Below are 18536 nucleotides of genomic sequence, written 5' to 3'. Positions count from 1 at the left end.
GCTCACTCACCGGCCAGGAGCTTGCCGGCGTCCAGGGTGTCCTCGCCCTTGCTCCAGTTGCAGGGGCAGAGCTCGTCGGTCTGCAGGGCGTCGAGGACCCGCAGGACCTCCTTGGGGTTACGGCCCACGGAACCGGCGGTCACCATCGTGAACTGGATCTCGTTGTTCGGGTCCACGATGAAGACGGCACGCTGGGCGAAGCCGTCCTCGCCGCGCACGCCGCAGTCGCTCATGAGCTCGTGCTTCGAGTCGGCGAGCATCGGGAAGGGCAGGTCACGCAGGTCGGCGTGGTCCTTGCGCCAGGCGTGGTGGACGAACTCGGAGTCACCGGAGACGCCGAGGATCTGCGCGTCACGGTCGGCGAACTCGTCGTTCAGCTTGCCGAAGGCGGCGATCTCGGTCGGGCAGACGAAGGTGAAGTCCTTCGGCCAGAAGAACACCACGCGCCACTTGCCCTCGTAGGACTTGTGGTCGATCTGAGCGAACTCCTTGCCGCTCTCCAGCGACACGCAGGCGGTCAGGTCGTAGGTGGGGAACTGGTTGCCGACAGTGAGCACGCGCTCTCCTTGCAGCTCGGAAGGGTCCCTTTTGGGGGCTTCCATGAGGGGTTGGACGGATCACAGCATGGCACGCAGTGTATTGATCAGGGAAATAGCTAGAGTGGGTCGTGTTGATCGAAGGTGGTTATCAGTGGCATCCCCGTACGTCCCCCAGCACTCCTCCCAGCGGGCCAAACAGCCCAGCCTCTCCCAGCTCAGGGCCTTCGTGGCGGTGGCCGAGCATCTGCACTTCCGGGACGCGGCGGCCGCCATCGGCATGAGCCAGCCCGCGCTCTCGGGCGCGGTTTCGGCACTCGAAGAGGCACTCGGTGTCCAGCTCCTGGAGCGGACCACCCGCAAGGTGCTGCTCTCGCCCGCCGGCGAACGGCTCGCGGTCCGTGCCCGGGCCGTCCTCGACGCCGTCGCCGAGCTGATGGAGGAGGCCGAGGGCGCCCAGGCGCCCTTCACCGGGGTGCTGCGGCTCGGGGTCATCCCCACCGTCGCCCCCTACCTCCTCCCCGACGTCCTCCGGCTCGTGCACCGCCGCTACCCCGAGCTCGACCTCCAGGTCCACGAGGAGCAGACCGCCACCCTCCTGGAAGGGCTCGCCGCCGGACGGCTCGACCTGCTGCTGCTCGCCGTCCCCCTCGGCGTGCCCGGCGTCACCGAGCTGCCGCTCTTCGACGAGGACTTCGTGCTGGTCACCCCGCAGGGCCATCAGCTGGCCGGCCGGGACGGCATCCCCCGCGAGGCCCTGAAGGAGCAGCGGCTGCTCCTCCTCGACGAGGGGCACTGTCTGCGCGACCAGGCCCTCGACATCTGCCGCGAGGCCGGCCGGCTGGACGGGCCCGAGGTGACCACCACCGCCGCCGGGCTCGCCACCCTCGTGCAGCTGGTGGCCGGCGGGCTCGGTGTGACGCTGCTGCCGCGCACCGCCGTCACCGTCGAGACCGCCCGCAACACCGCCCTGTGGACCGGCGCCTTCGCCGAGCCCGCGCCCACCCGCCGGATCGCCCTCGCGATGCGGGCCGGCGCGGCCCGCCAGTCCGAGTTCGAGGAGCTGGCCGAGGCGCTGCGCGAGGAGCTGGCGGCCCTGCCCGTACGGGTGCTGGGCGCGGACTCCTGACCCCCGGGCCCCGTCCGTACCCGCCTCCGATCGGTCCGTACGCACGGGAGCGCGGGCTCCCGACACCCCCCGGTGCCGGGAACCCGCGCCCTCCGTCTCGTACACCCGTCCGGCGGGTTACTCGGTGCGCAGCCCGTCCGCGCGCATCAGCCGCCAGAGCAGCGGCAGGCTGAGCAGCGTCACCGCGGCGATCAGGCCCGCGCCGATGCCGACGACCGGCAGGAAGACCCACCCGTCCCGGATCGGCTGGTTCGTCATCGCGAGCAGGACCGAGCCGAGACCGAGGCCGCCCGCCACCGCGAGGGCCAGGCCGACGGCGATCGGCACCGCCGTCTGCCACAGCACCGACCAGCTCAGGGTGGAGCGCCGGGTGCCGAAGGCGACCAGGGAGGACAGCAGCCGCTTGCGGTCGCGCAGCTGCTCCAGCGTCGCGACCAGCAGGGAGGCCGCCACCAGCAGCATGGTGAGGGTCGAGCCGACGAGGATGCCGGTGCGGACGCTGGTGAAGCGGGAGCTCTGCTCGGTGTCGCTCAGCCCGCGGACCGTGGCGGTCGGGTCGATCGCCAGGGCCGCGTTCCGTACCCGCTCGGGGGCGTCGGGGACGGCCGGGTCGAACCGGACCATCACCTCGGCCTGCGGGTTGTCGAGGCGGGCCGCGTCGATCGCGGACGGGGTGGCGAGCAGACCGTAGAAGTGCAGGCCGGCCGGGTCGCGGCGGGCGGTCACGGTCGGGGCGTCGGCGGGGACCCGCCACAGCGGCATGGCGCCCTCGTGCTCCTCGGGGTCGCGGAGCGCGACCTGCGCGCCGGCCCGGGCGGTCTCGCGGACCCAGCCGGCGTCGGGGGCGTCGGTGGCGCCCTTCGGCGGCAGCACCACGAAGGCGTCGCCGTCCGCGCACGAGGGCAGCGTGGCGAACTCGCGCAGCGAGGCGCAGTCGCCGACGGCGAACTGGGTGATCGGCGCGAAGTCCTCGCCCGGCTTCAGCGGGCCGGGCCGGAAGACGTGCGCCGTGGTCGTGCCGATCGTCCCGGTGACGCCGTCGACGGAGGCGAGCCGGTCGATGGTCCGCCGTGCCTCGTCGCCGTTCCGGGCGTCCAGCGAGGTCTGGAGCTGGGCGCGGGTGGTGTCGTGGCCGGTGGAGGAGGTGAAGTCGCTCTCCATCGCCTGGAAGAGCATCTGGAGGGCGATCGCCCCGGCCGCCGCGACGACGATCCCGCTGACCGCGCGGGCCGCCGTGCCGCTGGAGAGCTGGAGCCGGCGGACGGCGAGCTGCCAGGAGACCGGACCGCCGCTGAGCCTCTTTACCGCGGCCTCGACGAGCCACGGCAGCAGACCGGTGAGGCCGACGAGCACGAGGACGGTGCCGCCGCCGATGGTGATGGTGTCGATCGCCGTGTCCTCCATCCGGATGCCGCCGATCGTCGGGGCGAGCAGCGCGGCACCGGCGGCCAGGATCAGCAGGCGCCACCAGAGCCGGCGGCGGCGCGGGGTGGCCGTGCGGACCACGCCCAGCGGCTCGATCGCCACTCCGCGCAGGGCGAGGAGGGTGACGAGGACGGAGGAGACCGGCACCACGGCGAGGACCAGCAGGGCGAGCGCGGTGTGCGGGACGACGTCGGACGGGAAGGCGTTGACGTCCCAGATCTCGACGGCGCCCGCGAACTGCCGGGCCACCAGGAAGAGTCCGGTGCCGACGGCGAGTCCGAGCAGCGCGCCGGCGAGCGACTCGCCGGCCGCGATGCGCCGGGTGGTGGCGTTGTCCGCGCCGACGAGCCGGAGCGCGGCGAGCCGGCGGTCGCGCTGCTCGCCGCCGAAGCGGGCCGCGGTCGCGATGAAGACCAGCACCGGCAGGAGCAGCACCACGTACGCGATGACGACGAGGAGGAGCAGGAAGGCGTTCATCGGCTCCTCGGGCACCGACCAGCCGTAGCGCTCGGCGCGCCCGTCGTAGTTGTCGGTGGTGAGGAAGCCGGCGTGGGCGACGTACCGCAGTTCGTTCGGGCCGATCAGGCCGTCCTCGCCGATCGTCCCGGCGACCTTGTAGGGGAGCCGCTCCTTCAGGAGGGCGCCGTCGGGGGAGTCGAGCAGTTCGGCGAGGGCGGGGGAGACCAGCATCTCGCCCTCGGCGGGCACGCCCGTCGTCCCGGGCGGCGTCGGGGCCTTCGGGCCCTCCGGCTTCAGCAGCAGGCCGGTGAGACCGGCGCCCCGGAAGGAGCTGTGCTGGGTGTAGTGGAGGAAGGTGTCGGGGCGGGGGCTGGTGACCTCGTGGGCGGCGTCGGCGGCGCGGGCCGCCTCCCGCACCTCCCGCTGGAAGAGCATGTTCGGCAGCGAGGAGGCGAGCAGGAGCAGGGCGACGCCGAAGCCGACGCCGGCCGCGGTGAGCAGGGTGCGCAGCAGCCCGGAACGGCCGCCGGTGGCGGCGAAGCGGGCGCCGAGGGTCAGGTCGCGGGCCCAGGTGCCCGGGGTCACGCGGCCCACTCCGTGTCGCGGACCGAGCCGTCGCGGACGACGACCTCGCGGTCGGACCAGGCGGCGACGCGGGCCTCGTGGGTGACGAGGACGACGGCGGCGCCGGTGTCCCGGGAGGCTTCGGTGAGCAGCCGCATGACCCGCTCGCCGTTGAGGGAGTCGAGGGCGCCGGTCGGTTCGTCGGCGAAGATCACGCGGGGGGCGGTGACGAGGGCGCGGGCGACGGCGACCCGCTGGCCCTGGCCGCCGGATATCTCGCCGGGGCGCTTGCCCGCGGTGTCGTCGACCTCCAGGCGGGCGAGCCACTCGACGGCCCGGGTCTCGGCGGCCTTCCGCTTCTCGCCGTTGAGCCGGAGCGGCAGTGCCACGTTCTCGGCGCAGGTCAGCTCGGGGACGAGCTGGCCGAACTGGAAGACGAAGCCGAAGTCGGTACGGCGCAGGGCGCTGCGTGCGGTGTCGGAGAGGGCGGTGAGGTCGCGCCCGTCGTAGGTGAGGGTGCCCGCGTCGGGGCGGACGATGCCGGCGAGGCAGTGCAGCAGGGTGGACTTGCCGGAGCCGGAGGGGCCCATGACGGCGACGACCTCGCCGGCGCGCAGGGCGAAGTCCGCGCCGGAGAGCGCCGGCGTGGGGCCGTACGCCTTGGAGAGTCCGGTGGCGCGCAGGAGCGGTGCGTTCGTCATCGGCGGACCTCCTCGGCGAGCCGGTCGAGACGGGCGGCGGTCAGCTCCAGCCAGCGCAGGTCCGCCTCCAGGTGGAAGAGGGCGTGGTCGCAGATGAGCTGGTCGGCGAGGTCGCCGTCCTTCTTGCGGCGGGTGAGCTCGCGCATCAGACGCAGGTGCTCGGCCCGCTGGGTGTCGAGCAGTTCGGCGGCCCCGCGGCCGGTCATCAGGGCGAGGACGACCTTGGTGTAGAGCGTGGACTGGAGGTACGGCTCCGGCTTCTCGGGGGTCGCGAGCCACTCGGCGACATCGGTGATGCCGGCGTCGGTGATCGCGTACCGCTTGCGCTCCGGGCCCCCGCCGGGTTCGAGGCCGTCGACGACGACGAGGCCGTTCTTCAGGAGGCGGGACATCGTCGAGTAGACCTGGCCGTAGTGGAGCGGCCTGTCGTGGCCGAACCGCTCGTCGAAGGCGCGCTTGAGGTCGTAGCCGTGGCGCGGGCCCGTTTCGAGGAGTCCGAGAAGGGTGTGACCGATGGACATGGCGTCACTGTACACGGCATGTATACGCACGCTGTATAGCCGGAGGGCCAGGGCGGGAGCCAGGGCAGGGAGTGGGGTGAGGGCCGGGCGGGCCGGGGCCGGCGGGAGAAGCGCACCGAAACGGAACCGGTCCTTCACGCAACCATCACGCCCGCCGGGACGTCGGTTCCCCTGGGGGTGGGTGCTGATTCTCACGTCCTGAAAAGGCGTGATCGGTTGCCCTATGTCCGCACTGCCGGTGTTAGCTTGCTGAGCTGATCCGGCGGCTCGCCGGGCCGGGGCGACGGGACACATGACGAGCGGAGCGAAGCGACACATGGGCCGACCGGACAAGAAGGCGAAGAAACGGGGCATACGCCGCCTCTTCACCTGGAAGAAGGTGCTGGGCACCTTCCTCCTGCTCGGCCTGGTCGGTCTCGGCGGCCTCTACACGGTCTACCTGCTGGTCCCCGTGCCCACGGCCAACGCCGAGGCGACCATGCAGAGCAATATCTACAAGTACTCCAACGGCACGATCCTCGCCCGCACCGGCGAGATCAACCGCGAGATCGTCGGCCTGGACAAGATCCCGCTCCCCGTCCAGCAGGCCTTCGTCGCCGCCGAGAACAAGTCCTTCTACAAGGACAACGGCGTCGACATCAAGGGCACCACCCGCGCCGCCTGGAACACCCTCACCGGCCAGGGCAAGCAGGGCGGCTCCACGATCACCCAGCAGTACGTCAAGAACTTCTACCTGAGCCAGGACCAGACGGCGACCCGCAAGCTCAAGGAGATGATCATCGCCGTCAAGGTCGACCAGGAGCGGGAGAAGGGCGAGATCCTCGCCGGCTACATCAACACCAGCTACTACGGCCGCTCCTCCTACGGCATCCAGGCCGCCGCCCGCTCGTACTACGGCACCGACGCCTCCAAGCTCACCACCGCCCAGGGCGCCTACCTCGCCTCGCTGCTCCAGGCCCCCAACCAGTACGACTGGACCTCGGCCAGCGCCACCGGCCGCAAGCTCGTCGAGGAGCGCTGGAACTACGTCCTCGACAACATGGTCGAGATGGGCTGGCTCCCCGCCGCCGAGCGCGCCGGCCTGAAGTTCCCCGTCCCGCGCGCGCCCAAGCCGCTGCCCGGCATGGAGGGGCAGACCGGCTACATCGTCGAGGCGGCGAACCAGGAGCTGATGCGCCAGGGCGTCAGCGAGGAGGACATCAAGGCCGGCGGCTGGACGATCACCCTCAACATCGACGAGCAGAAGCAGAAGGATCTCGTCGCCGCCGTCGACAAGCAGCTCGAAGCCAAGATCGACCGCAAGGGCGACAAGAAGGCCGCCACCGTGCAGGCCGGCGCCACCTCCGTCGACCCGAGGACCGGCGGGGTCGTCGCGATGTACGGCGGCGTCGGCGCCACCGAGCACTGGATGTCCAACGCCACCCGGCGCGACTTCCAGCCCGCCTCCACCTTCAAGCCGATCGTCCTCGCCACCGCCGTCGACAAGGGCTCCGAGACCCAGGACGGGCGCGAGATCGGCCTGAACACGGTCTACGACGGCACCAGCAAGCGGAAGGTCGTCAACAGCCCGGTCCCCTTCGCCCCCGAGAACCAGGGCGACGTCTCGCACGGCCCCGTCACCGTCCAGCAGGCCACCGACAAGTCGATCAACTCGGTCTACGCGCAGATGATCGTCGACGTCGGCATCGAGGACACCAAGAAGACCGCCCTCGCCCTCGGCATGAAGGACGGCCAGGACTTCGGCGCGACCCCCGCCATGTCGCTCGGCACCATGGGTGCCTCCACCCTCGACATGGCCGGCGTCTACGCCACCCTCGACAACCACGGCGAGAAGGTCACCCCCACCCTGGTCAAGACCGCCCAGCACCACGACCGCAAGGCCGAGCCTGTCAAGCAGACCGGTGAGCAGGTCATCAGCCGCCGGGCCGCCGACACCGTCACCCAGGCGATGGCGGGCGTCGTCCGCGACGGTTCGGGCTTCCGCGCCGCCGGCGACTACGACGCCGCCGGGAAGACCGGCACCTCCGAGAACAACCGGTCCGCCTGGTTCGTCGGCTACACCCCCGAACTGGTCACCGCCGTCGCCCTGTTCGGCGAGGACACGTCCGGCAAGATCGCGCAGCAGGTCACCCTCACCGACGCCATCGAGCCGGGCCGCGCCAGCGGCGGCAACTACCCCGCCAGGATCTGGGGCGCCTACACCGAGCGGGCCCTGAACGGTGGCTCGGACGCCACCTTCGACCTGGAGACCGAGGAGAACAGCGGCGGCTACGGCGAGCCGACCTGGTCCGGCGGCCCGACCGCCACCCAGGAACCCACCGAGGAGCCGACGGAGCAGCCCACGACCACTCCGCCGACCACCGCCACCACGCCGCCGCCCACCACCGGCACGACGGCCCCGCCGCCGAGGACGCCCACCCAGGGCACCACCACCCCGCCCCCGCCGACCCAGGAACCCACCCAGGAGCCCACCAACACCGCGACGGTCCAGCCGCCCGACACCGGACGCCCCGGCGGCGGTGGCAACGGCGGTGGCGGCAACGGCGGAAGCGGAGGCGGAGGCGGCGAAGGCGACAGCGGGGGGAGCGGCGAGAGCGGCGGCGACGGCGTCACGCCCGGCATCGCCACCCAGCAGCCCGGCTGACGCGCTCGCGCGCAGGGAGAAGGAGAAGGCCGGCCCCGGGAGGGGTCGGCCTTCTTCGCGTCGAGGGGGCTGTTGGATCCAGGATCCGGTAGCCGAGATCCAAGGCTTGGATCCAATACCTCGGATCCAACATCAGGGATCCAGCACTTCGGATCCAGCATCAGGGATCCAATACGTTGGATCCAATATTCGGATCCAATATCCGAGATCCGAATATTGGATCCCGGATATTGGATACGGGATCAGACGCGCGTCGCCAGCTCGAACCAGACCACCTTGCCGCCCGACAGCCGGGTCGCCCCCCACCGCCGTGCCAGCCGGTTCACCAGGAACAGGCCGCGCCCGCCCTCGTCCGTCTCGCGCGCCCGCCGCTGCCGGGGCAGCTGCGGGGAGTCGTCGCCGACCTCGCAGCGCAGGACGTCGGTCTTGAGCAGCCGCAGGGTCACGGGCCGCTCCGCGTACCGCACGGCGTTGGTCACGACCTCGCTGATCAGCAGCTCGACCGAGTCGGTCAGCTCCTCCAGGTCCCAGCGGGCCAGTGCGCGGCGGGCCAGCCGGCGGGCGCGGCCGGGGGCCGCGTCCTCCGGTTCGAGGAACCAGTACGCCACGTCGCTCGGCGCGATCCCGTCGAAACGGGCCGCCAGCAGCGCGATGTCGTCGTCCCGGTCGCCCGGGCCCAGCATGTCGAGCACGTCGTCGCAGAGCGCTTCGAGCGGCGGCGCGTGGTCGGGCCCGGTCAGCTGGGCGGCCGCCGCGAGCCGCTCCCGCAGCTGCTCGATGCCGGTCCAGACGTCCCGCAGCCGGGACTCGACCAGACCGTCCGTGTAGAGCAGCAGCGTCGCGCCGGCCGGGGCGTCCAGCTCGACCGCCTCGAAGTCCACGCCGCCGACCCCGATCGGGGCACCGGCCGGGACGCGCAGCACCTCGGCACGGCCGTCGAGGTGGAGCAGTATCGGCGGCGGATGGCCGGCGTTGGCCACCGTGATCCGGTGCGAGACCGGGTCGTACACCGCGTACATGCAGGTCGCCATCCGGTCCTGGCCGAGCCGCTGAGCCTGCTCGTCGAGGTGGTGCAGCACCTCCTGCGGCGGCAGGTCGAGCCCGGCCAGGGTCTGCGCGGTGGTGCGCAGCTGGCCCATGATCGCGGCCGAGGTCATGGAGTGGCCCATGACGTCGCCGACGACGAGGGCGACCCGGCTGCCGGGCAGCGGGATCGCGTCGTACCAGTCGCCGCCCACCCGGGCGGTCTCGGCGGCCGGGAGGTAGCGGGAGGCGAGCTTGACGCCGGTCGGCTGGGGCAGCGAGTCCGGCAGCATGGTGCGCTGGAGCTCGTCGGCGATGTACGCCTCCCGGCCGTACAGCACCGCCTTGTCGATGCCGAGCGCGGTGTGGGTGGCCAGCTGGGCGGCGACGAGGAGGTCGTCCGGCTCGAAGGCGGGCTGTTCGGCCCGGCGCAGCAGGACGGCGGCGCCGATCACCCGGCGGCGGCCGCGCAGCGGCGCCAGTATCGCCCGCAGTCCCTTGGGGAGCGGGTGGTCGGAGCCGAGGAGCTCGCCGAGGGCGGTCCGGGCGGCGGCGGAGTCGCCGAAGACCGGCCGGACCCCGCGGAGCACCTCGGCGAGGGCGCTGCCGGAGCGCACCTCGCACAGCTCGGCGGCCGGAGTCGGGTCGGGGTCGGGTACGAGGACGAGCTCGTCGCCTTCCACGTCCGGCGTTAACCGCAGCCGGTCGGTGCGCCGCAGCCGCAGCACGAACGGGGCCACCGGCCGCTCGTCGCCCACCGGCAGCGGATCGCGGAGGTAGACGAGGATCTCGTCGGAGAAGGCGGGCACGGTGGCGCGGCACAGGCCGAGCACGATCTCGTCCAGGTCGAGGCCGCGGGCGATCCGCCGGGTCGCGGCGCCCACGAAGCGCAGCCGGTCGCCCTCGCGGCGCCCGGCCGGGGCCGTACCGGGGGAGACGGCGACGGCGACCGCGGGGGCGGACGGCCCGCCCGGCCCCGCCGGTGCCTGCGGCGCCGCAGCTCCGGCCGGTGCGGGAGGTTCCGGGACCTGTGCCTGCGCCGAGGGCTGCGCGGGGATGTCGGAGGGCAGGCCGGAGGGCGCGGCCTCCTGACGGGGTCGCGCCTGTTCCTGGGGCCGGTCGGCCAGGGGCTGCCGGCCTTCGTGGGAGGTGGGATGCTCCGTCACGCGTGGGATTCCGTCCGTCCGGGCCGGTGGTGCGATGCACTCGCTCTTCTCGCCGATGCCGCGCCTTCGCCGGGGATAAACCCCTCGGAAGAGGTGTTCGCGGGGGATGCGGACGCTCCGCGGACGGCGGCGGGGGCGGGGGGCGCGCCACCCGGGCACAGCTGCGGCACTGCTCTCCCCCTCATCGATGACGTGCTGTGACGTGTGGTCAGTTGCTGTGCTGGGTTCGGTCGGTGACGTCGAGTTCGCCCGGTGTCGGTCGTGCGGAGGACGATCCTACGTTTGGACCCCGGGGGCGCATCAAGGGTCTCATGGCGCCGTGTGCGCCGGGATGCGATCCCAGTCGGCCGGCAGGGCGGGAACGGTCCAGGCGGGATCGGGCCGCCACTCCTCCCAGCCGTCCCGGAAGGGGGCGCCCCAGCTCTCGACGAGCTCCACGGCGGCCGCGCCGGCGGCCCGTACCAGGTCGGCCTGGCCGGTGCTCATCAGCCCGGCCCGCTGGGCCTGGGCGAACTCGTCCTCGTCCCGCCAGAGCCAGCTGCGGTCGGGGTAGACGGAGATGTCGAGGAAGTGGTCCTCGGAGTCGACGCCGCCGGACCAGCGGCGGCGCGGCTCCTCCAGGTTCACGTACCAGCTGCGGAAGCGCCAGCCGCGCTCCCAGAACAGCCAGACCGACCACGGTTCGCCGGGCCGGGCGAGCTTGAGCACGCCGCTGCCGGCCCAGTGGGCGCGCTCGGTGGTGCGGGGCGCGGTGTAGCGGGTGGCGAGCGGCTCGTCGTGGACGGAGGTGCCGTCGGCGAGCACCGGCCGGACGCACTCGGTGCCGGGCGCCATCCACACGGCCAGCAGGTCGGGGGTGTCGCGCACGACGGTCACCGGCCGGCAGATGTGCACCTCGTCGGTGCCGTTGCCGCGGTAGCGCCAGAGGATGTGCTCCCCCGGCGCCCAGTGCTGGATGTCGCCCGATCCGTCCGATCCTGTCATGCGCAGATCTTAGGGGCGCGCTCCCACCCGCGCTGCGGTACGCGTCACGCTTGAGTCACGCGGTGGACGGCCGCGCTTCACGGCCGCCCGTGGGTCGTGCCGGATCCGCGCCCGCGTGGGGGCGCGGCCGGGGTCGTACCGGACCGCGTCCGGAGTCACGGCCTGGTCATGCGCAGGACGTCGAGGGCCTCGTCGAGCTGTTCGAGGGTGAGGTCGCCGCGGTCCACGTAGCCGGAGTCCAGGACGACCTCGCGGATCGTCCTCCGCTCGGCGAGGGCCTTCTTGGCGACCTTGGCGGCCTCCTCGTAGCCGATGTACTGGTTCAGCGGGGTGACGACGGAGGGGGAGGACTCGGCGTACTCGCGGGCGCGCTCGGCGTTGGCGGTGATCCCGTCGACCGTGCGGTCGGCGAGGAGCCGGGAGGCGTTGGCGAGGAGCCGTACGGATTCCAGCAGGTTCTTGGCCATCACCGGGAGCATCACGTTGAGCTCGAAGTTCCCGGCGGCGCCGGCCACCGCGACCGTGGTGTCGTTGCCGGTGACCTGGGCGGCGACCATGAGGACCGCCTCGGGGATCACCGGGTTGACCTTGCCGGGCATGATCGAGGAGCCGGGCTGGAGGTCGGGGAGGTTGATCTCGGCCAGTCCGGTGCGGGGGCCGCTGGCCATCCAGCGCAGATCGTTGGCGATCTTGGTGAGCGAGACGGCGATGGTCCTGAGCTGGCCGGACGTCTCCACCAGACCGTCCCGGGCGCCCTGGGCCTCGAAGTGGTCGCGGGCCTCGGTGAAGGGCAGGCCGGTGGCCCGGGCGACCTCGGCGATGACGGCGGCGGAGAAGCCGGGCGGGGTGTTGATCCCGGTGCCCACCGCGGTGCCGCCGAGGGGGAGTTCGGCGAGCCTGGGGAGGGCGGAGCGGAGGCGCTCGATCCCGTACCGGATCTGGGCCGCGTAGCCGCCGAACTCCTGGCCCAGGGTGACCGGGGTGGCGTCCATCAGATGCGTACGGCCGGACTTCACGACCGTCGCGAATTCGGCCGATTTTCGCTCCAGGGCGGTGGCCAGATGGTCGAGCGCCGGGATCAGGTCACGGGTCACGGCGGCGGTGGCGGCGATGTGGATGGAGGAGGGGAAGACGTCGTTGGACGACTGCGAGGCGTTGACGTGGTCGTTGGGGTGGACGGCCCGCTCGGCCGGGAGCCGCTCGCCGGCGAGGGTGGCCAGGACCTCGTTGGTGTTCATGTTGGAGGAGGTGCCGGAGCCGGTCTGGAAGACGTCGACGGGGAACTGGTCGTCCCAGCGGCCCTCCGCGACCTCCCCGGCGGCGGCCGCGATCGCCTCCGCCCGGTCCCGGTCGATCACGCCGAGCTCGGCGTTGACCTTGGCGGCGGCGGCCTTGATCCGGGCCAGCGCCTCGATGTGGGCGCGCTCCAGGCGCTGTCCGGAGACGGGGAAGTTCTCCACCGCCCGCTGGGTCTGGGCCCGCCACTTGGCGTGGACGGGGACCCTGACCTCGCCCATCGAGTCGTGCTCGACGCGGTAGCCCTCGGTGCGAGCGGCGTCGTCGCCCTCGGTGTGAGCGGCGCGGTCGCCGTCCGTGCGAGCGGCGCGGTCGCCGTCGGTCTCGTTCATGGTCGTTCGTCCTCCCGGGTGTGCTCAGCTTCCCCAACATCCTCAAAAAGATGAGCACTTGTCTTGTTCGATGTATTCCCAAGGCGTGTACCGGCCAGTAAAAACCGTGGGTAACCCCACTTCCAGGAGGCGCAATGACGCGCACCAGGTACAGACTCCGGTGGCCCATCGCCGCCGTCGCGGCAGCCGCCGCCGCACTAGGTTCCCTCACCGCCGCCCCCGCCGGAGCGGCCGAGACCGGTACGAAGGCCGCCGTCGCCTCCGTACCCCTGCCCCCGGCCCTGGAGACGATCCGGGCCGCCGAGGCCACCAGGATCTACGGCAGCCCCGAGGAACGCCCCCTCGACCAGCGGAAGACCGGTCTGATCTCGCTCGGGGACAGCGAGATCTCCGGCGAGGGCATCGGCAGCTACGAGCCCCCCACCAACGGCCCCACCAACTGGTGCCACCGCTCGCCCGACGCCGCCATCCACCGCACCGGGATCGCCGCCGACCTCACCTTCAACGTGTCCTGCTCCGGCGGCTACACCGGCAACATCCGGATCGGCGGCAGCAAGCAGTACGCCGACGAACTGGTCCAGAGCGACAACCTCGCCATCAAGGCCCGCAACACCCGGATCAAGATGGTGCTCCTGGTCGCCGGGGCCAACGACGACCTCCAGTTCGGCCCCGTCATGACCGACTGCGTCACCCGGTACGTGCTCAGCCAGGGCGCCTGCGAGCCCAAGTACGCCGCCGGCTGGCAGGCCCGCGTCGACGGCCTCGTCCCCAAGGTCGAGCAGACCGTCCGCGACCTGAAGACGGTCATGCGGGACGCCGGGTACGCCGACGGCGACTACAAGCTCGTCGTCATGGGCTACCCCAGCCCGATCGGCCCGGACTTCCGCGACAACCCGAACTTCCCCGGCAAGCTGATCTGCGGCGGCATGGGCTACGACTCCGACACCAAGTGGGGCCGCAACACCGCCGTCCCGGCCTTCGAACGCGGCATGCGCACGGTCGCCGCCTCCACCGGCGCCGTCTACCTCGACAACTCGCGGCTCTTCCACGGCCACGAGGTCTGCATGGAGGACACCTGGGCCCGAGGTCTCTACATCGACCTCTCCAAGCCCGGCGGCATCGACGAGAACTCCACCCGCCAGTCCTTCCACCCCAACAAGGCCGGCCACGCCGCCTTCGCCTCCTGCCTGACCCAGCTCTACGCGTCGGGCCTGCGCGAGGCGAGCTGCGCCGACGTCGACTCCTCCGGCACCCCGACGCTCTTCCCGGTCGCCTGGGACGACGTCTTCGAGCCGCTGCGGAACGAGGCGACCGGGAACTGCCTCGACGTCAACGCCTCCGAGTCCGCCAACGGCACCGCCGTCCTCGGCTGGGACTGCCACGGCGGCCGCAACCAGGGCTGGTGGTACGACTCCGCCCGGAAGACGGTCCACACCGAACTCACCCAGGACCGCTGCCTGGACGTGCCCGGGGCCGCCTACCAGGCCGGGAAGGCGCTCATCGTCTGGAACTGCGGCGGCGCCGCCAACCAGAAGTTCGTCCACGACGGCGCCACGATCCGGCCCGCCGCCGCGACCGGTTTCTGCCTGACGCAGGGGGCGGCGAAGGAGCCCGTCCGGCTCCAGACCTGCAACGGCTCCGCGAACCAGAAGTTCGCGTAGCCCCCGAGCGGCCGTGGCCCTCCGTCCGGTGCGGGGCGGGGGGCCACGGCTCCGTCACGCCACGGCTCCGTCACGACACCTTGAGACCGGCCTTCACGGCCTCGTACGCGGCGACCATGTCGTCCTCCCCGGAGTCGAGGCCGCCGAGCTCCACCACGACCACGCCCTTCGGGGTCGTGACCGCGAAGGCCCGCCCCTCCCGCCACTCCTCCATGAGCTCGTTGAACACGGAGAAGCGGGCCTCCACCGCGGGCACACCGCCCGCCCCGCCCACCCTGAGGTCCGTCAGGGTGATCCCCTTGCTCTTGCTCCTGTCGGCCTTCACGAAGGCGTCCAGCGTGGCCCGGACCGGGCCCTTCGGCGCCGTCCACACCCGCAGGAAGCCGATGTGCGGCGTCCCCTCCGCCTCCGCCTCGCACACGACCGTCGCCGGACCCTGCTTCAGGAGAGCGGCGAAATCGGGGTCGTCCAGCGCCTCGACCGCCTTCGTCTCCCAGTCCTCCGAGAGGGAGAAGGAGACGGGCAGCACGCACGGGGTGCCGGCGCCGCCGACGGCCCGTACGGCGCTCGGGGAGGCCGAGGGCGTCGGCGACTTCGCGGCAGGGGTGGACGCGGCCGCGGGCGCGGCCTGCTCCGGGGCCTGCTCCTGGGGCGTACCGCAGGCGGTCAGCAGGGCGGCCGCGAGCAGGGCGGTACGAAGAAAGGGGGCTCTACCTGGCATGGCCCCATCATCCTCGCCCGGGTGCGTCACCCGGACGGCGGCCCCACACTGTGAGGACGGCCAGCGGGGGGAGACCCGCACCCCGCCAGGGAGGCAGCCCATGACCCGCACCTTCAGGAGGATCGGCGCGCTCGGCGCCGCGACGGTCGCCGCCGTCGCCTTCTCGGCCGCCGCACCGGTGGCCGCCGCGCCGGCGCCGGCGGCGCCCGCGGCGAACGGGTTCGAGTTCACGCTCTACGCCAAGGAGGTCCCGACGGACGAGGGCGGCGAGGAGACTCAAGCTCCCGAGCTCGGCGACTCCTTCGCCTTCGCCGACGACCTCTCCCGCACCAAGGGCGGCGAGCCGGTCGGCCGGGACGGCGTCGGCTGCACCGTGGTGCGCACCGGCAACCCGGCCGACCTGCTCTGCGTCGGCACCTTCGTCCTGAACGGCGGCCCCGGCGGCCAGATCACCGGGCAGACGCTGCTCTCCGTCGATCCCACGGACGACGCCCCGGCCGCGTACGACATCGCGGTCACCGGCGGCACCGGCGACTTCAAGGACGTCCGCGGCTACATCCGCTCCACGCCGGACGGGGACTCCTCACGCCTGGAGTTCCACCTCACCCGCTAGCGGGGGTCAGGACAGCTTGCCGTAGTCCGGCAGCTTGAAGGCGCGCTCGGCGTGACCGCCGACGATGTCGGTCGTGTTGTTCCCGATGTTCGCGATGATCGTGTAGCCCTTGGCCTCGATCTCGGCGCGCTTCTCCGTCTTGTACGCGCTGACCTCGGCGAACAGGTCGGGCAGCGAGCGTACGTACAGCCCGTCCACGGGGTAGCCGACCTTCTTCAGGTTCCACTCGGTGAGCGAGTGGATGATCCCGGGGCGGGCGGTCACGAAGAAGACCTTCACCCCGCGCGCGTGCGCGTCCCTGACGAGCGAGTGGATCTCGGGGATGGCGGGGGTCGGCAGCTCCCAGAACGGGTGGAAGTCCGTCTCCAGGGAGCTGTTGTCGATGTCGAGGACGATCGCCTGCTTCTCGGTGCCGGCGTCCTCGGCGCGCTTCTCGACGTACGGACGGGCCTCGGCGACGACGGCGGCCACGTCACGGCGCCAGGTCGTGTAGTCCACGCCCTCGATCGCGGCGGCGGAGGTGAGGTGCCGGTCCGGGTCGGCGGCGGAGGCCGCGGGCGCGGGCCCGACGAGGAGGAGGGCGGTGAGGCCGAGGACGCCGGTGGCGGAGGCTGCGGACTTGGCGTTGGGCATGGGGGGCTCCCGAGTGGTCGACCGTCTCAGTGGTTGACATGCTCGCGACCCATACTGACCAGTAAGTGTCCGGCTGGCTACCGTCCGGTAGCGACTTTCCGAGCGGAGGACGACGCCGCCCCCCGGTCCGCGGGGACCGAGGGGCGGGTGAACCGCTACCGCGGGTTACGAGAGCTGGGAGCCCTGGCGCACCGGGATGTGGGTGAACGTCGGCTCCGGCGCGGGATTCTGGAAGAAGTCGTTGCCCTTGTCGTCGACGACGACGAACGCGGGGAAGTCCTCGACCTCGATCTTCCAGACGGCCTCCATGCCGTCCTCCTCGTTGTCCAGGACCTCGATCTTCTTGATGCAGTCCTGGGCGAGACGCGCGGCCGGGCCGCCGATGGAGCCGAGGTAGAAGCCGCCGTGCGTGCCGCACGCGTCGGTGACCTGCTGCGAGCGGTTGCCCTTGGCGAGCATCACCATCGAGCCGCCCGCCGCCTGGAACTGCTCCACGTAGCTGTCCATCCGGCCGGCCGTCGTCGGGCCGAAGGAACCGGAGGCGTACCCCTCGGGGGTCTTCGCCGGACCCGCGTAGTAGACCGGGTGGTCCTTCATGTACTGCGGCATGTCCTCGCCGGCGTCGAGCCGCGCCTTGATCTTGGCGTGCGCGATGTCACGCGCCACGACCAGCGGACCGGTCAGCGAGAGACGGGTCTTGACCGGGTACTTGGTCAGCTCGGCGAGCACCTCGTCCATCGGCCGGCTGAGGTCGATCCGCACGACGTCGCCCGAGTCCAGGTGGGTGTCCTCGGTCTCCGGGAGGAAGCGCGCGGGGTCGGTCTCCAGCTGCTCCAGGAAGACGCCCTCGGCGGTGATCTTCGCGACGGCCTGGCGGTCGGCCGAGCAGGAGACGGCGATGGCGACGGGCAGCGAGGCGCCGTGCCGGGGGAGGCGGACCACCCGCACGTCGTGGCAGAAGTACTTGCCGCCGAACTGCGCGCCGATGCCGATCCGCTGCGTCAGCTCGAAGACCTTCTCCTCCAGCTCCTTGTCCCGGAAGCCGTGGCCGGTCGCGGCGTCGCCCTCGGTGGGGAGCTCGTCCAGGTAGTGCGCGGAGGCGTACTTCGCGGTCTTGAGCGCGAACTCGGCGGAGGTGCCGCCGACGACGATCGCCAGGTGGTACGGCGGGCAGGCGGCCGTGCCCAGCGAGCGGATCTTCGCCTCCAGGAACTTCATCATGCTCGCCTCGTTGAGGACGGCCTTCGTCTCCTGGTAGAGGAAGGACTTGTTGGCCGAGCCGCCGCCCTTGGCCATGAAGAGGAACTTGTACGCGCCGCCGTCGGTCGCGTACAGCTCGATCTGCGCGGGCAGGTTCGAGCCGGTGTTCTTCTCCTCCCACATGGTGACCGGGGCCATCTGCGAGTAGCGGAGGTTGAGCTTGGTGTACGCGTCGTAGATGCCCTTCGACAGGGCCTCCTCGTCACGGCCGGAGGTGAGCACGTTCTGCCCGCGCTTGCCCATGACGATCGCGGTGCCGGTGTCCTGGCACATGGGCAGGACGCCCGCGGCGGCGATGTTCGCGTTCTTCAGCAGGTCGAGCGCGACGAACTTGTCGTTGCTCGACGCCTCCGGGTCGTCGATGATCTTCCGCAGCTGGCCGAGGTGGGCCGGGCGCAGGTAGTGCTGGATGTCGTGGATCGCCTCGGCGGCCAGCTTGCGCAGCGCCTCCGGTTCGACCTTGAGAAACGTACGGCCGTCGGCCTCGAAGGTGGAGACGCCCTCGGCGGTCACCAGGCGGTAGGGCGTGGTGTCCTCTCCCACGGGGAGCAGATCGGAGTACGCAAACTCTGGCATGACGGCGGCCATTCCTCACTCGGCAGACAGCAGCGCGCCGCCTCCGTTGGCGGGCGCGCCCTCCAGCGTAGAACGAGGGCGCGGCCCCGATCCTGTGAGGTAAGGCTCACCAGGGCCCGGGACCGCGCCGAAGTGGAGTGTTCCGTCAGGAGACGACGCTCGCCGTGAGCGGGTACGTATCGTGGCCGCCGGTTCCGGATGCCGGAGCCCCGCGTGCCGTTCGGCGACGGGCCGCGCCGCGGGGAGGCGTCCTGAGCGTCTGTCACGTCCCCGGCCTCTCCCGCCCGCCCGT

At 72.0% G+C, this 18536-nt stretch carries 14 protein-coding genes; 4 read left to right on the top strand and 10 right to left on the bottom strand.

Features of this window, described 5'->3' with window-relative positions; genetic code table 11:
• Positions 1–2: 2 nt before the first annotated feature.
• Entirely contained in the window at positions 3–557 is a 555-nt protein-coding gene (locus ACFYT9_RS34375; protein WP_376597403.1) for a peroxiredoxin, read from the bottom strand.
• Positions 558–690: 133 nt separating this feature from the next.
• On the opposite strand from ACFYT9_RS34375, the gene ACFYT9_RS34370 reads away from it, so the two are divergent.
• Positions 691–1665 carry a hydrogen peroxide-inducible genes activator gene (locus tag ACFYT9_RS34370; RefSeq protein ID WP_387276653.1) on the top strand — a complete coding sequence of 325 codons (975 nt, stop codon included), beginning with the start codon at positions 691–693 and terminating at the stop codon, positions 1663–1665.
• Between the two features lie 117 nt (positions 1666–1782).
• Here the strand turns inward: ACFYT9_RS34370 and ACFYT9_RS34365 are convergent, their stop codons facing one another.
• Genes ACFYT9_RS34365 through ACFYT9_RS34355 form a run of 3 tightly spaced genes read right to left on the bottom strand, consistent with a single transcriptional unit; the run spans position 1783 to position 5335 of the window.
• Positions 1783–4143 carry an ABC transporter permease gene (locus ACFYT9_RS34365; protein ID WP_389169955.1) on the bottom strand — a complete coding sequence of 787 codons (2361 nt, stop codon included), beginning with the start codon at positions 4141–4143 and terminating at the stop codon, positions 1783–1785.
• Positions 4131–4814 (bottom strand): ABC transporter ATP-binding protein, encoded by a 684-nt coding sequence (locus ACFYT9_RS34360; protein WP_389169952.1) that lies wholly within the window; start codon positions 4812–4814, stop codon positions 4131–4133. Before ACFYT9_RS34360 ends, ACFYT9_RS34365 begins: the two co-directional genes overlap by 13 nt.
• Entirely contained in the window at positions 4811–5335 is a 525-nt protein-coding gene (locus tag ACFYT9_RS34355) for a PadR family transcriptional regulator (RefSeq protein WP_376597411.1), read from the bottom strand. Before ACFYT9_RS34355 ends, ACFYT9_RS34360 begins: the two co-directional genes overlap by 4 nt.
• Before the next feature lie 316 nt (positions 5336–5651).
• Between ACFYT9_RS34355 and ACFYT9_RS34350 the strand changes: the two genes are divergently transcribed.
• A complete protein-coding gene (locus ACFYT9_RS34350; RefSeq protein ID WP_389169949.1) occupies positions 5652–7979 on the top strand; it encodes a transglycosylase domain-containing protein in 2328 nt (775 codons plus the stop codon).
• A gap of 242 nt (positions 7980–8221) precedes the next feature.
• Here the strand turns inward: ACFYT9_RS34350 and ACFYT9_RS34345 are convergent, their stop codons facing one another.
• From ACFYT9_RS34345 to ACFYT9_RS34335, 3 genes are all read right to left on the bottom strand, one after another.
• Positions 8222–10168 (bottom strand): SpoIIE family protein phosphatase, encoded by a 1947-nt coding sequence (locus ACFYT9_RS34345; RefSeq protein WP_389169946.1) that lies wholly within the window; start codon positions 10166–10168, stop codon positions 8222–8224.
• Positions 10169–10477: 309 nt separating this feature from the next.
• Positions 10478–11152 (bottom strand): DUF402 domain-containing protein, encoded by a 675-nt coding sequence (locus ACFYT9_RS34340; protein WP_389169943.1) that lies wholly within the window; start codon positions 11150–11152, stop codon positions 10478–10480.
• Between the two features lie 155 nt (positions 11153–11307).
• Positions 11308–12780, bottom strand: coding sequence for a class II fumarate hydratase (locus ACFYT9_RS34335; RefSeq protein WP_389169941.1), 1473 nt, complete (start codon positions 12778–12780; stop codon positions 11308–11310).
• Between the two features lie 134 nt (positions 12781–12914).
• On the opposite strand from ACFYT9_RS34335, the gene ACFYT9_RS34330 reads away from it, so the two are divergent.
• Complete coding sequence (locus ACFYT9_RS34330) at positions 12915–14441, top strand: ricin-type beta-trefoil lectin domain protein (protein WP_389169938.1); 1527 nt, start codon at positions 12915–12917, stop codon at positions 14439–14441.
• A gap of 70 nt (positions 14442–14511) precedes the next feature.
• On the opposite strand, the gene ACFYT9_RS34325 is transcribed toward ACFYT9_RS34330, so the two are convergent.
• Positions 14512–15162, bottom strand: a complete 651-nt coding sequence (locus ACFYT9_RS34325; RefSeq protein WP_387276669.1) for a lipoprotein — start codon at positions 15160–15162, stop codon at positions 14512–14514.
• Positions 15163–15262: 100 nt separating this feature from the next.
• On the opposite strand from ACFYT9_RS34325, the gene ACFYT9_RS34320 reads away from it, so the two are divergent.
• Positions 15263–15775: a dirigent protein gene (locus tag ACFYT9_RS34320; RefSeq protein WP_389169935.1), complete on the top strand. Its 513-nt coding sequence runs from the start codon at positions 15263–15265 to the stop codon at positions 15773–15775.
• A 6-nt stretch (positions 15776–15781) separates the two neighbouring features.
• On the opposite strand, the gene ACFYT9_RS34315 is transcribed toward ACFYT9_RS34320, so the two are convergent.
• Together ACFYT9_RS34315 and ACFYT9_RS34310 are read right to left on the bottom strand one after the other, a co-directional pair.
• Complete coding sequence (locus ACFYT9_RS34315; protein WP_387276673.1) at positions 15782–16408, bottom strand: HAD family acid phosphatase; 627 nt, start codon at positions 16406–16408, stop codon at positions 15782–15784.
• 165 nt (positions 16409–16573) lie between these two features.
• Positions 16574–18244, bottom strand: a complete 1671-nt coding sequence (locus tag ACFYT9_RS34310) for a fumarate hydratase (protein ID WP_376597427.1) — start codon at positions 18242–18244, stop codon at positions 16574–16576.
• Positions 18245–18536 lie beyond the last annotated feature (292 nt).

The sequence above is a fragment of the Streptomyces sp. NPDC004435 genome, assembly GCF_042873895.1.
In the GTDB taxonomy this organism is placed as follows: domain Bacteria; phylum Actinomycetota; class Actinomycetes; order Streptomycetales; family Streptomycetaceae; genus Streptomyces.
The sequence above is the reverse complement of the archived record's forward strand: the minus strand, read 5'-3'. Positions and strand labels throughout refer to the sequence as shown.

Coding starts and splice junctions, on each gene's coding strand:
- ACFYT9_RS34360 (WP_389169952.1), bottom strand. CDS start 4,814: ATGACGAACGCACCGCTCCTGCGCGCCACCGGACTCTCCAAGGCGTAC.
- ACFYT9_RS34355 (WP_376597411.1), bottom strand. CDS start 5,335: ATGTCCATCGGTCACACCCTTCTCGGACTCCTCGAAACGGGCCCGCGC.
- ACFYT9_RS34350 (WP_389169949.1), top strand. CDS start 5,652: ATGGGCCGACCGGACAAGAAGGCGAAGAAACGGGGCATACGCCGCCTC.
- ACFYT9_RS34340 (WP_389169943.1), bottom strand. CDS start 11,152: ATGACAGGATCGGACGGATCGGGCGACATCCAGCACTGGGCGCCGGGG.
- ACFYT9_RS34335 (WP_389169941.1), bottom strand. CDS start 12,780: ATGAACGAGACCGACGGCGACCGCGCCGCTCGCACGGACGGCGACCGC.
- ACFYT9_RS34330 (WP_389169938.1), top strand. CDS start 12,915: ATGACGCGCACCAGGTACAGACTCCGGTGGCCCATCGCCGCCGTCGCG.
- ACFYT9_RS34325 (WP_387276669.1), bottom strand. CDS start 15,162: ATGCCAGGTAGAGCCCCCTTTCTTCGTACCGCCCTGCTCGCGGCCGCC.
- ACFYT9_RS34320 (WP_389169935.1), top strand. CDS start 15,263: ATGACCCGCACCTTCAGGAGGATCGGCGCGCTCGGCGCCGCGACGGTC.
- ACFYT9_RS34315 (WP_387276673.1), bottom strand. CDS start 16,408: ATGCCCAACGCCAAGTCCGCAGCCTCCGCCACCGGCGTCCTCGGCCTC.
- ACFYT9_RS34310 (WP_376597427.1), bottom strand. CDS start 18,244: ATGCCAGAGTTTGCGTACTCCGATCTGCTCCCCGTGGGAGAGGACACC.